General features: G+C 63.3%; 12 protein-coding genes. 10 read left to right on the top strand and 2 right to left on the bottom strand.

Annotated features, from left to right (window positions below; genetic code table 11):
* Positions 1-30 precede the first annotated feature (30 nt).
* The 5 genes from QFZ91_RS08680 (at position 31) to QFZ91_RS08660 (ending at position 4093) form a co-directional block, all read left to right on the top strand.
* Positions 31-2016, top strand: coding sequence for a sigma-54-dependent Fis family transcriptional regulator (locus QFZ91_RS08680; RefSeq protein ID WP_429566983.1), 1986 nt, complete (start codon positions 31-33; stop codon positions 2014-2016).
* Positions 2013-2303 carry a pyrroloquinoline quinone precursor peptide PqqA gene (pqqA, locus tag QFZ91_RS08675; RefSeq protein ID WP_429566982.1) on the top strand — a complete coding sequence of 97 codons (291 nt, stop codon included), beginning with the start codon at positions 2013-2015 and terminating at the stop codon, positions 2301-2303. The genes QFZ91_RS08680 and pqqA overlap by 4 nt, the downstream gene beginning before the upstream one ends.
* 82 nt (positions 2304-2385) lie before the next feature.
* Entirely contained in the window at positions 2386-2667 is a 282-nt protein-coding gene (gene pqqD / locus QFZ91_RS08670) for a pyrroloquinoline quinone biosynthesis peptide chaperone PqqD (RefSeq protein ID WP_176365808.1), read from the top strand.
* Between the two features lie 124 nt (positions 2668-2791).
* Entirely contained in the window at positions 2792-3634 is an 843-nt protein-coding gene (locus QFZ91_RS08665; RefSeq protein WP_176377944.1) for an AraC family transcriptional regulator, read from the top strand.
* 81 nt (positions 3635-3715) lie between these two features.
* Positions 3716-4093: a cupin domain-containing protein gene (locus QFZ91_RS08660; protein ID WP_429566981.1), complete on the top strand. Its 378-nt coding sequence runs from the start codon at positions 3716-3718 to the stop codon at positions 4091-4093.
* Between the two features lie 9 nt (positions 4094-4102).
* Here QFZ91_RS08660 and QFZ91_RS08655 read toward each other — a convergent pair whose 3' ends face one another.
* On the bottom strand, positions 4103-4849 hold the full coding sequence (locus tag QFZ91_RS08655) for an SDR family oxidoreductase (protein WP_429566980.1): 747 nt from the start codon (positions 4847-4849) through the stop codon (positions 4103-4105).
* Between the two features lie 73 nt (positions 4850-4922).
* Positions 4923-5744, bottom strand: a complete 822-nt coding sequence (locus QFZ91_RS08650) for an SDR family NAD(P)-dependent oxidoreductase (protein WP_429566979.1) — start codon at positions 5742-5744, stop codon at positions 4923-4925.
* Between the two features lie 108 nt (positions 5745-5852).
* Between QFZ91_RS08650 and QFZ91_RS08645 the strand changes: the two genes are divergently transcribed.
* From QFZ91_RS08645 to QFZ91_RS08625, 5 genes are all read left to right on the top strand, one after another.
* Positions 5853-6713 carry a helix-turn-helix transcriptional regulator gene (locus QFZ91_RS08645; RefSeq protein WP_368717299.1) on the top strand — a complete coding sequence of 287 codons (861 nt, stop codon included), beginning with the start codon at positions 5853-5855 and terminating at the stop codon, positions 6711-6713.
* A gap of 107 nt (positions 6714-6820) precedes the next feature.
* Positions 6821-11095, top strand: coding sequence for a TIR domain-containing protein (locus QFZ91_RS08640; protein WP_429566978.1), 4275 nt, complete (start codon positions 6821-6823; stop codon positions 11093-11095).
* A 28-nt stretch (positions 11096-11123) separates the two neighbouring features.
* On the top strand, positions 11124-11981 hold the full coding sequence (locus QFZ91_RS08635; RefSeq protein ID WP_429566977.1) for an MBL fold metallo-hydrolase: 858 nt from the start codon (positions 11124-11126) through the stop codon (positions 11979-11981).
* A 440-nt stretch (positions 11982-12421) separates the two neighbouring features.
* Positions 12422-12598: a hypothetical protein gene (locus tag QFZ91_RS08630; RefSeq protein WP_429566976.1), complete on the top strand. Its 177-nt coding sequence runs from the start codon at positions 12422-12424 to the stop codon at positions 12596-12598.
* Positions 12599-12747: 149 nt separating this feature from the next.
* Positions 12748-13032, top strand: coding sequence for a hypothetical protein (locus QFZ91_RS08625; RefSeq protein ID WP_429566975.1), 285 nt, complete (start codon positions 12748-12750; stop codon positions 13030-13032).
* Positions 13033-13217 lie beyond the last annotated feature (185 nt).

The following is a 13217-nucleotide window of genomic DNA, read 5'->3' as shown; positions in this document are numbered from 1 at the left end:
TGGCAAGGTACCAGGCTCCGGAGGGAGACAATGCGCGATGACGTTCATCCGGCCGTGGCTCAGACGACCGTCCGGTCCAATGACTTTCCCGCGCCGGCGATTCAGAAAGCGCACCAACGGTCCGAAACGTTTGGCCTGTGCGCATCGGCGCGGCCGGAGTACGAGGTTCTTTCGAACGCGGGACTCGTGCTCAAACGCGAGCAGAACCGGGTGCTGTGCGCGCACGCGATGCCGGTGATGGAGACGCTGCGCGAGCAGATCGCCAACACGCAAAGCATGATCGTGCTGACCAATGCCGAAGGGCTGATCCTGCATTCGATCGGTGACGACGATTTTCTCGCGCGCGCGGAGAAAGTCGCGCTGCGGCCCGGCGCGAACTGGGCCGAGGACCGCCAGGGCACCAATGCGATCGGTACGGCGTTGGCCGAGCGCTGCGCGATGGTCGTGCACGGCGACCAGCATTACCTCGCGGCAAACCGCTTCCTGACCTGCTCGAGCGTGCCGATTCTCGATCCGTATGGTGATGCGATCGGCGTGCTCGACGTGACGGGCGACTACCGCAGCTATCATCAGCACACGATGGCGCTCGCCAAAATGTCGGTGCAGATGATCGAGAATCATCTGTTCACGACCACCTTTCACGAAACGCTGCAAGTGTCCTTCCATAGTCGTCCGGAGTTTCTCGGCACGCTGATGGAAGGCATCGTCGCGTTCACGAGCGACGGACGTTTTCTGTCGGCCAACCGCAGTGCGCAGTTTCAGCTCGGCATGCCGCTCGCCGGGCTGCGCGCGCATACGCTGTCGTCGCTGTTCCAGACCACCAGCGCGCAACTGATCGATCGTGCGCGCGCGAGCCTCGACCCGCACCTGATGCTCAATCTGAGCAGCGGCGCGGTGGTTTGCGCGCGCGTGCAGTTCAGGCGGGCGTCGCTGGCCGAAGGCAGCCGCCCGGTCGCCGTGCACGAGGGCGCGCGGGCGGCGGCGCGCGAGGAGCCGCCGCAGACCGTTGCCGGGCTTTCACGTCTGAGCTATCTCGACACGGGCGACCCGCAGATCGCCGCGGTCATTGCGAAGGTCAAAAGAGTGATCGGCAAGGACATTCCGATCCTGATCAATGGCGAGACCGGCACGGGCAAGGAACTGCTCGCGCAGGCGATCCACAACGATTCGCCGCGGCACGCCGGGCCGTTCGTCGCGGTCAACTGCGCTTCGATTCCCGAGACGCTGATCGAATCTGAACTGTTCGGCTACGAGGAAGGCGCATTCACCGGAGCGCGGCGCAAAGGCGCAATCGGCAAGCTGCTGCAAGCGAACGGCGGCACGCTGTTTCTCGATGAGATCGGCGACATGCCGTATTCGCTGCAAGTGCGGCTGCTGCGCGTGCTGCAGGAACGCGTCGTCAACCCGCTCGGCTCGACGCGCAGCATAGCGGTGGACGTCGCGATCATCTGCGCGACGCACCGTGACCTGCGCGTGATGATCGCGCAAAACCGCTTCCGCGAGGATCTCTACTACCGGCTCAATGGCCTCGTGGTGCGTCTGCCGCGTCTGCGCGAGCGGACCGATCTCGCGGTCGTGATCCAGAAGATGTTGCTGCGCGAATCGCTCGCGAGCGCGAGCGGGCAGCCGCTTCACGTCGCGCCCGACGTGATGGCGATGTTCGAGCGCTGTCCGTGGCCGGGCAACTTCAGGCAGCTCGGCAATCTGCTGCGCACTGCGGCGGCCATGGTCGACGCGGACGGCGAGATCCGGCGCGAGCATTTGCCCGATGACTTCTTCGATGACCTGCGCTGTAGCGTTGCGTCGAGCGGCGCGGCGGATACGCGAGGCGCGGGCAATGCGTCCGTGCCGGAGTGCGCGCGCCTGCAGGACGTGACCGTATCTGCGATTGCCGCGGCGCTCGCGCGGCATGGCGGCAACGTTTCGGCGGCGGCGCGCGAGCTCGGCGTGTCGCGCAACATGATCTACCGGAAGATGCCCGCGGTCGAACCGGGGCGTGCGGTGGACGATTTTTGAGCCCATCACCGCTTTCATCGGCACGTCGGTTTCCGCCAATGTGTTGTCGCACCGCTGTTGCATTGCGCAGCAGCGGTGCTCCAAAAATCAACACCGCCCATCTCCAGAATGCCCGCGCCTCGCATTACGACATCGGCATATCCTTTGCTTTGAAGGGAGCGGCCGCGCATCGAGTGCGGTTTTTCATCCAATCGCAAACAAGGAGACATGCCATGCAATGGATTACCCCGTCGTATGCCGAAGTGCGTTTCGGCTTTGAAATCACGATGTATGTCGCCAATCGCTGAGCGGGCTGCGGCGTGCCGCCCGCGCTGCACGTAGGGCGCCGCGGGCGGCGCAACGAACGACCATGAACACACTGGGAACGCAATGAACACGCGTGACTCGGATAGCGGCGTGCCGCTGCGCCCCCGCCTGCGAAGCGTCTTCCGCCTGCAGTGGGAAGCGGCGCAGGACGCCTACGTGCTGCTCTATGCCGAAGGGATGGTGAAGCTCAACGCTAGCGCCGGCGCGATCCTCGCGCGTTGCGACGGAGAACACGAGCTCGATGACATCATCGGCGAACTCGAACGGCTTTTCGGCACGTCCGAACTTGCGCCCGACGTCTACCGTTTTCTCGATCACGCGCGGCTGCGCGGCTGGCTGGATTGACCAGCCCCAGGACTTTGTGCTCGTTGCCCGCAGGTTCGATGCCGTTGACATCGTGGCAGGAGATGACTCGCAGGGGCCAACAAGTGTGTAATATCGAATGCAACGTTTCTTTGGGAGCAATCCCATGCTACGGGTACTTGAGCCGGGCGACTACTTCGGCGCTACCACCCTGCAATACAGGGATGATGGCATCTCGGTCGTGGAGACCCAATTCGCAACGGATCTCATCATTCCGCAGCACGAACATGTGAATCCGTTTTTCTGTTTCGTGCTGGACGGCCGCGGTACACGATCCTGGCCGTCACGCGGTGGCGAAGATGGGCCCATGTCACTGACGCTTTTCCCCGCAGCCGTACCGCACGCAAATTGCTGGTACGGGGCCGGCGGCAAGGCGCTCCATGTCGAATTTTCGTCTTCGTGGCTGGAGCGGATGGGCGGTCGGACCCAAGTCCTCGATCGCCCGGATGACTTCGCCAGTGGAGCTCCGTTGTCGTTCATGCGCCGTCTCGTCCGCGAGTGCCGTGAGCAGGATTCGGCTACATCGCTAGCAGTCGAAGGGCTGGTACTCGAACTTCTTGCGGCGTGCGAGCGGGCCGTCCCGCGCGCGGCGACGGTTGGCGGTTCACGTCGATGGCTCGCTCGCGTGGAAGCATTGCTGCACGATCGTTTTCGTGAGACGTTGACGTTGGACGAAATCGCTTCGGACAGTCATGTTTGCGCCGACCACCTCGCGCGGGAATTCCGCAAGCACTATGGCTGTACTGTCGGAGATTACGTGCGCCAGCTTCGACTCGATTTTGCATGCGCTCAATTGACCGGTGGACGCCATTCGCTCAAAGCGATTGCTCAGGCCGCCGGTTTCGCCGACCAAAGCCACTTTACACGCGTGTTTCGGCGCAGGATGGGGCTGACACCAGGCGCGTACCGCGCGCAGTTGCTCGAAGGTCGCTCCCGTACCAAAGATTGACGGTCCGGTACAAGACCAACAGAACTGGCAACGCCTAGTGGCTCGCATCTTCGACACGAACTAACGTTCACGGAGACTGATGTGAGCACCGATTCCTTTCCGTACTCGACCCACCTTAACGTCCTCTACTCCTTCGGCGAAGTCATCGACGTGCCCGCCCTCGTGGCGGCAAACGGCCATCCCTGGTACAACCAGACGCTGTGTCAGGTGGACCAGTCGGTAGTTCGGCTGGGTGTCGTGCAGGGCGAATATCATTGGCACAAACATGACGCGCAGGACGAATTCTTTTATGTGGTTAGCGGACGCTTCCTGATTGACCTCGAGGACCAGGTCGTCGATCTGGGCCCGGGACAAGCGTTTGTCGTGCATAAAGGCCTGCTGCATCGCCCTCGAGCGCCTGAGAAAACGGTGATCCTGATGGTCGAGGCGGCGGGAATCGTTCCCACCGGTAACACCTGATGCAGATCGTCAGCGAGGCTCGGTCAGCAGGACGGTCTGGCCAGCCGAATCCAGACCAATTCCGCCGTCGCATATGATGGTTTGCCCAGACATGAAGGAGTTCGAAATCAGAAACTCAATCGCCATGGCAATGTCGTCAGGCTGGCCAATTCGTCCTACCGGCGTTCTCGCCGCATAACCGGCAAAAGCGGACTCCTTATCTTGCTCCGAGAGAAAGTCCCACCACGGCGTATCAATGACGCCAGGCGAAACTGCGTTAATCCGCAACGGGCGTAGCTCTGCCGCCAGGATCGGCACGATCGCAGCGATCGCCGCGTTCGCTGCGCCGAGTCCCGCTGTTCCGGGCATGGCCGAGTGTGCCGATACGGCAGAGAGAAAAGTGATGCTTCCGGTTTCCGCAATAGACGCAAGGGCCGCCTGGGCACACGCGAAATGAGGAAACACTTTCTCATCGAATCCCATACGCACCGCATCGAGACTGACGGCTGAAAACGGGCCGCCACCCTTGCCACTGCCGAGCGCGAGAACGAGGTGATCGATTGCGCCAATCTCGGCAAACGTGCCGGCGATGGTCGATGCATCGGATGCATCGAATCTCACCGTATTTGCAGCGCCGCGCAACGCGGCCTTCGCTTTGGCCAGTTTCGCCGAATCTCGCCCGGCAATCGTAACCGCGTATCTCCGCTCCAGTAGCCGGCTCGCTGTAGCGAAGCCAATTCCGGAAGAACCGCCGACAATGAAGACATGATCTGACATGGTTGAAGTTTCCGCTCTTTGAAAAATGCCGGGTATCCGGAACCCGGGCGGACCGACATCGAAGTTCGATGTGTCAATGTGCCAGCGACGGGTCCGTCAACTGAAAGCTGAGCTGACGCAGTCGCTTGCGAAGCGCAGGGTTGTAGGCGTCGGGATGAGCTCTGGCGAGCCTCATCCCGTCGAAATAGAGGCCGGCACGGCCTTCCATTGCGGTGCTGGCCGCAAGATGAAGAACCGCGTCAGCACCTTCCTCGACCGTGCTCAGAGGCGTGATTCCCCCATTCCTCACCATGGTCGTATCCATGTATGTGGCCGGATGCAGACAATTCGCCGTCACGCCGGTCTGCGCCAGTTCGTCGGCCAGATCGAACGTGAACATGATTTGCGCGAGCTTGCTCTGGCAATAGGCCGCGGTACCGCTATAGCCGTGGCTCAACATCACGTCGTCGAAATCGATCGGGCGTTGTCCCACGGAAGCAACATTGACAATCCGCGATCTCGAGCCCGTCAGCAAAAGAGGCAGCAGAAGCCTCGTCAGGGCGAAGCCCGCGAGGTAGTTCACCGCGAACCGCAATTCGATTCCATCCGCCGTGACTTGCCTGATCGAGCCACGCGGACCGGTCCCGATGCCGGCGTTGTTGATAAGCAGGTCGAGTCGATCGTGCGCGCGCCCGATCGCGCTTGCCAGCGATTGAACTTCCGCGAACGTAGACAGATCGGCCGGATAAAAAGTCGCTTTGCCTCCCGCACCCGCTATCTCGCGAACGACGGATTCGCCCCGTTCCATGTTTCGCCCGTGAATGAGCACGTGCGCGCCCTCGGCTGCCAGTCGCTTCGCGACGCAGCGTCCGAGTCCGTCGGTGGAGCCGGTAACCAGTACAAGCTTGTTCGTCATGTTCATGATTGAATAGACTGGAAGTTGGTTTCGTCTTCATCCTGTGCGCTTTGCCGCGCGACAAACAGTGCTGGATCGATACTGGTATAGGGAGCTACCACGATGACGATGAACGTCAGAACCCTCGCCGCCGAACGGCGCCGTGGTGAGCTAGGAGCATTCCTGAGGTCGCGGCGCGAGCATCTGAGTCCGGCCGCGGTCGGATTGCCGGACGGTTTTCGACGACGCACGCCGGGGCTGCGCCGCGAGGAAGTCGCGATGCTCGCGGACGTCGGTATCACGTGGTACACCTGGCTCGAACAGGGGCGCGACGTCCGCGCGTCCGAAGAGGTGCTGATCGCAATCGCGGATGCGTTGCGACTGGACGCCGTTGAGCGGCGGCATCTGTTCGTATTGAGCGATCGTCCGTCGCCGGAACTCCGCTCGACGAATCCGGAAAAACTCGAGGAGCCGGTGCAACGGATGCTTGCCAGCCTGTCAGGCCAGCCCGCTTACGTCACTGGCCGTCGCTGGGATATCCTGGGCTGGAATCGGGCCGCCACCTTGGTATTCGGTGACTACGGGCAGCTTTCGGTGGATGAGCGCAATCTGATGTTCATGGTTTTCGCGAATGCGCGGCACCGCCGTTTGCTCGTTGACTGGGAGGAAGTGGCGCGTGCGTCCCTTGCGATGTTCCGTAACGACAGTGCGCGCTATGTGGGCGATCCTGATTTTGAACGGCTGATATCGACGCTGCGACACAGGAGCGACGAATTCAATGCGTGGTGGCGCAGGCACGAGGTGCTCAATCCGTTATCGAATATCAAGCGCATCAGGCATCCGCGAAAAGGCCTGATGGTCTTCGAATACACCAGTTTCGCGCTGCTGGACGGCTCCGATCGCAAGCTCACCGTCTACACGCCGCTTGACGAATGCCGGACCGCGGACAAGCTGGACGCTCTCATCGTGTCCGCCAGGCGCGAGCTATAAAGCATTGAGGCAATCAATTCTGCGCGCGGGATGCCAGCCTCAAACACATGAGGTGGACGGTGTCCTTTCCGAGCGCAGTCAACTGCGGGACTGAAGTTCGCAGCGCGATGCCCAGAATCTTCATCAGCCACGCCAGCGCGAATAATGCTCTCGCGCTTGCGATCGGACACTGGCTTGCCGATAACGGCTGGGATGATTACTTCCTGGACCTCGAGCCGGTCGAGGGGGTGGCTGCTGGGGAACGCTGGCAGGAAGCGCTCAAGTCTGCGGCCGACCGCTGCGAGGCCGTGCTGTTTCTGATTTCGCCCGCATGGTGCGACTCTCGCTCGTGCCTGGCTCAGTTAACCTTTGCCAGATTCCTGGGCAAGACAATCTTCGTTGTGCTCGTCGAGGCGACGCCGATCGACGCCTTGCCGAAAGAATTGACGGCGCAATGGCAGGTCTGTGACCTCACCGCCGGGACTCAACGCCAGAGCTTCCGGGTCTCGCATGACCCGCTCGTTTCGGCAACTGAAGTCTCGTTCGCCAAAGCGGGGCTTGCCCGGCTCGAGCTTGGGCTGCGACGGGCCGGCTCCGCTCCGTCGGGCTTTCCGTGGCCGCCGGCCAACGATGCCGAGCGCCCCCCTTATCCGGGACTGAGAGCGCTGGAGGCCGCGGATGCGGCCGTGTTCTTTGGCCGGGACACGGCGGTCTTGCGCGGGCTCGATACGCTACGCAGCGTCCGCGAGCAGGGGATCGAGCGGATGTTGGTCATCCTCGGCGCATCCGGAGCGGGCAAGTCGTCCTTTGTGCGGGCCGGCCTGTGGCCGCGCCTGAAGCGCGATGACCGAAACTTTTTGCCGCTTCCAGTGATCCGGCCGGAGCGGGCTGTTGTTACTGGCGCCACCGGACTCGTCGTCAGTATCGAGCTGGCCTTTCAGGAACTCGCGGTAGTCAGGACGCGCGCCGAGATCCGCCAGGCAGTTCAGACTCCTGATGGATTTGGGCACTTGCTTGGCCAGCTTCAAACGCTGCACTGCTCGCGGCTCGCGTCAGATGCCGTTGCGCCGACCGTTCTGGTCTGCGTCGACCAGGGCGAGGAATTATTCAGCGCGGAAGGCGAAGAGGAGTCTTCGCACTTCCTGTCCCTGCTTGCGAGGACGCTCGCCACGGCGGAACACGAGGGCATTCAGACGATCGGCAACCGGCAGCGTGCGCTTGCGGTCGTGGCAATCCGCACAGACGCTTACGAGCAATTGCAGAGCGCGCCAACGCTGCGCGGCGTGCCACCGCGTGTGTTCGGTCTCCCTCCATTGGAGCGCGCGGAATTCAAGGCGGTGATCGAGGGTCCTGCCGCGCGGGCTACCGCCGCTGGGCGTAAGCTGACGATCGAGCCAGCGCTGACCGAGCGGCTTCTTCGGGATACTGAAGGGGCAGACGCATTGCCCTTGCTGGCCTTTACGCTCGAGCGGCTATTTACCGACTATGGCGCCACCGGAAACTTCAGCGTAGCCGACTATCAGGCGATCGGGGGTATGCGCGGTTCCATCGAGGCCGCGGTCGAATCGGCATTTGCCGATCCCGGACGGGAGCCCGCCGTTCCAGCAAATAAGGCCGAGCGCGAGCGCCTGCTGCGCGAGGGCTTGATCCCATGGCTCGCACACGTCGAACCGCTGACGCAACAGCGCAAGCGCCGCGGGGCACGCTGGGATCAGCTTCCCGAATCCGCCCATGCCGTCCTGAAGCGTCTCATCCGGTATCGACTGCTATTGCAAGACCGGCGCAAGGCCGAAGCTGGCAATGAGGAAGGCACCATCGTTGAAATCGCGCACGAGGCGTTGTTACGGCAGTGGCCTGTCCTTGCCGCCTGGCTCGACGCGGACGCGGATGCGCTCAAGACAGTCGCAACCGTGCAGCGAGCGGCGCACGAGTGGCAAAAGCACGGGCAGGGGACGGCCTGGCTGGCCCACGCCGGCGAGCGGCTGACGAGCGCGGAAGCAATCCTGCAGCGTTCGGACTTCGAACGAATGCTGGGCACGGATGACCTTTCCTATGTGCGGGCTTGCCGCGGGCGCGAGGAGCGCGAGTCGCAGTTGCAGCGAATCGCTCAGACACGGACAGCGGCCACGCAGCGACTCATCCAGGTACTGATGGGCGTAATCGCGTTCATTCTGATTGCGACAGGGGGGTGGATCATTCATCAGACCCGGACGGTCGCACGCCAGACTTCTGTTGTGCTGGCGTCGGCGGCGACGTTGGCGAACGACGCGGGAATTTACGACCGCGCAATGCGCTTCGCGATACTGGCGATGCGCAAGAGTTGGCTCGCGCCGGGATCGGTTGACGCAGAGCTGGAGCTCATGCGCGGCGCGCAGGCATCAATGCAAATTGCGTTGCTCGGCGGGCATCAGGATGCGGTCGATTCGGCCGTGTTCAGCCCCGACGGTAAGCGGGTGGTGACCGCGTCCTGGGATGGGACCGCGCGGGTGTGGGACGCGGCTACCGGCAAACAGATCGTGCAGCTCAGCGGACATCAGGGGCTGATTTATTCCGCCGCCTTCGGCCCGGACGGCCGGCGCGTGGTGACCGCGTCCGCGGACAGGACCGCGCGAGTGTGGGACGCGGCTACGGGCAGACAGATCGTGCAGCTCAGCGGGCATCGGGATCTGGTTTATTCCGCCGCCTTCGGCCCGGACGGCCGGCGCGTGGTGACCGCCTCGGCGGACAAGACCGCGCGAGTGTGGGACGCTGCTGCGGGCAAACAGATCGTGCAGCTCAACGGGCATCAGGGGCCGGTTTTCTCCGCGGCCTTCAGCCCGGACGGCCGGCGCGTGGTGACCGCGTCCGCGGACAGGACTGCGCGGGTGTGGGATGCGGCGACCGGCCAGGTGATCGCGCAGCTCAGCGGGCATCGGGAACTGGTGAGCTCCGCGGCCTTCAGCGCGGATGGCCGGCGCGTGGTGACCGCGTCCGATGACAAAACCGCGCGGGTGTGGGATGCGGCGACCGGCCACGTGATCGCGCAGCTCGCCGGGCATCAGGGACCGGTTTTCTCCGCGGCCTTCAGCCCGGACGGCCGGCGCGTGGTAACCGCGTCCGATGACAAAACCGCGCGGGTGTGGGATGCGGCGACCGGCCACGTGATCACGCAGCTCACCGGACATCAGGGACCGGTCAGCTCCGCCGCCTTCAGCCCGGACGGCCTGCGTGTGGTGACCGCCTCCGATGACAAGACTGCGCGGGTGTGGGATGCGGCGACCGGACAGACGATCGTGCAGCTCATCGGACATCAGGGGCCGGTGAACGTCGCCGTCTTCAGCCTGGACGGTCAGCGGGTGTTGACTGCATCCCGTGACAGGACAGCGCGCGCGTGGGACGCGGGGAAGGGGATCTTGCTGCTCAGCGGACATCAGGAGCCAGTCGTTTTCGCCGCCTTCAGCCCGGACGGTCAGCGGGTGGTGACGGCGTCCCGTGATAGGACCGCGCGGGTGTGGGACGTCGCCACGGGCAAGCAGATTGCGCTGCTCAGCGGGCATCAGGGGTGGGTTGACTCCGCTGCGTTCAGCCCTGACGGCCAGCGGATAGTGACTGCGTCCGCGGATCAGACCGCGTGGCTGTGGGATGCGGCCGCGGGCAAACAGATCGCGCAGCTCAGCGGGCATCACGGGGCAGTTTTTTCCGCCGCCTTCAGCCCGGACGGCCAGCGGGTGGCGACGGCGTCCGCGGATGGGACCGCGCGGGTGTGGGACGCGGCCACGGGCAAACAGATCTTGCTGCTCAGCGGGCATCAGGAGCCGGTTGATTCCGTCGCCTATAGTCCGGACGGCCAGCGGGTGGTGACTGCGTCCTGGGATGGGACCGCGCGGGTGTGGGACGCGGCCACCGGCAAACAGCTCCTGGCGCTCAGCGGCCATCGCGGCACCGTTTTTTCCGCCGCCTTCAGCCCGGACGGACGGCGCGTGGTGACCGCGTCCAAGGATGGGACCGCGCGGGTGTGGGACGCGGCGACGGGCAAACAGATCGGCCAGTTCAGCGGGCATCAGGGGGCAGTGGACTCCGCCGCCTTCAGCCCGGACGGCCAGCGGGTAGTGACCGCGTCCGCGGATCAGACCGCGCGAGTATGGGACGCGGCGACTGGCCTGGTGATCGCGCAACTCGCCGGGCACCTGGGAGCCGTGAGCTCCGCCGCCTTCAGCCCGGACGGCGAGCGGGTGGTGACCGCGTCCGCGGATCAGACCGCGCGGGTGTGGCCTATCCGATGGCTTATGCGGAATCGAGGGCGGAGCCTGGCGATGGCGGTGTGCAAGGAAAGGATTGTGGGAGCAAACTTGCTCACAACCGGTGATGGAGCCGCCCTTTCTCTCGTACGCGGGCGCCGGGGCGAAAACGTATGTGGATCCTGATTTGCCGACCGGACGACAGGAGCATCGAATGAAGCCGACACGCAACGCCGATTCCGTCCCAGGCGAGTGGTACATCGACACAGCGTGCATCAATTGCGGTGCATCGCGTCACGTCGCGCCGGGGCTGATTGTCGAACGAAACGACAAGAGTGTCTTCTTGCGGCAGCCCGTTACGCCCGAAGAGCACGTCGACGCATGGCGTGCGGTGCTCGTGTGTCCCACGGCGTCGGTACGGAGTGAAACGAAGCAGCCTCGTCCGGGTGCCGCGATCTTTCCACAGCCGATCACATCGGCTGTGTGGCGCTGTGGATTTAACGCGCGGTCGTCGTTTGGCGCGCACTCTTACTTTGCGAGGCGTCCGGACGGCAATCTGATGATCGACTCACCGCGCTACACGGCGGAACTCGTGAAATGGTTTGATGAGAACGGTGGTATCGCGCACATCCTTCTATCGCATCGTGACGACGTCGCGGACGCAGATAAATACGCCCGTCATTTCGGCGCGCGCGTCTGGATTCACCGGGAAGACATGTCGGCCGCGCCTTATGCAACGGACCTGCTCGACAATGGATCGGCAACGGACATTGCGGTCGGCGTAAGCGCGATCCCTGTGCCCGGGCACACGCGCGGCAGCGTCGTGTACCTGCTCGACGACAGCGTGTTGTTCTCGGGTGATTCGCTTGCGTGGAGCCCGCGCGCGGGGGACCTCGTCGCGTTCAGGGACGCGTGCTGGTATTCATGGTCTGAGCTCACCGAATCGCTTGGCAAGCTAGCCGCGTATCGCTTCGACTGGTTGCTTCCTGGTCACGGCTGGCCCACGCACTTGCCGGCCGATGAAATGCGCGCCCGCTTGCTCGCGTTGGTTGTTCGCATGCGGAAGGATTGATGTTGACGGGCTTTCGTGGCGAGATCGGCGCATGTGCCGCAATGCAGGTGGGGCTGAGAGCGTGGCCTGGCGCTCCGGAAGCCCAGCTGTGAATAACAAAAAACCCCGTAAGACTTGATCTTACGGGGTTTCTCGAACTACTTCGGCTTACGCCGGAACAACTTGTGGTGCCCAGGAGACGACTCGAATTAAACACATAACAAACTGAAAAATAACAAGAAAATTGATTTCTATAACGGCAGTATACGTACCTGTATGCGCAAAAAACTTGGATGTTAGCGGCGCGTTGTGGCTCACGTGGGACGAATATTATCTCGGGAGGACGCTACCCTAGCCGCCTTACGAAATGCGACAACGTCGGGGGCATTGTGGCCAGAGCGTCGCAGGAAAACGTCCGCTGTGGGTCATCGGCGAGCAGGCGGAAGCGCTGGAGATATCGCTTGGCAATGCAGCTGTACCACCGCGACAACCCGGGCTATGACGGGGTCGCGCCCGACAGCTTCCCGAGCTACAGCTACAACTATGTCTACGGCAACGGCAGCCCTGACGTGCGCAAGCTGTTCGACATGACGAAGTATCCGGCGGCCGGCGTGCCGCAGACTGCGACCAATCCGTAAGCTGAACGGGCGATAGCGGTTACGGGCGTTCGCCGCGGTGAAGAACCTTGGAAAGCACGGCAGGTGTGAATCTCACCGGCCGTGCTTTCTCATTTCACTTTCTTCCGGCATGGAACACAGAATGCAGCGCCTGACGGGCCGCTGCCCATGTGCTGATTGGCTATTCGAAAGGCGCGCCGGACGTCCTAGAAGCGCTGGTCGCCAATCCAGAGGTCCGCAGCCGCCTTGCGGCTGTGGTGAGCACCGCCGGCGCGGTGGGCGGATCGCCGCTTGCCGACGCCGCGAGCAGTTACCAGGCCGACCTGCTGCGCCATTTTCCCGGCGCGACCTGCACGTCGGGCGACGGCGGCGCGGTGCAAAGCCTGAGACCAGCGACCCGCAAGGCTTTGCTCGCGCAGAACCCGCTTCCGCCCGGCGTCACCGACGTTTGGTGAGCATGACGGTATCACCTTTTTAGGTAGTACCCACGCGCATCACGGTGCCAGATACTGTTGTGCCGCACATGCGCACCGTTGAATCTGGCTGGCCGTTCAAATGGCCGCTGATCACCGGAGGAGTGGCCATCGATGTTCCAACAACCGGTGGTCCGCTTCAGGTCGAACTGAGTCGGCCGGCACAC

It is taken from the genome of Paraburkholderia sp. JPY419, assembly GCF_050435705.1.
In the GTDB taxonomy this organism is placed as follows: Bacteria; Pseudomonadota; Gammaproteobacteria; order Burkholderiales; family Burkholderiaceae; genus Paraburkholderia; species Paraburkholderia youngii.
Note: the sequence above shows the minus strand (reverse complement) of the source record. Positions and strands in the feature narration are given on the sequence as shown.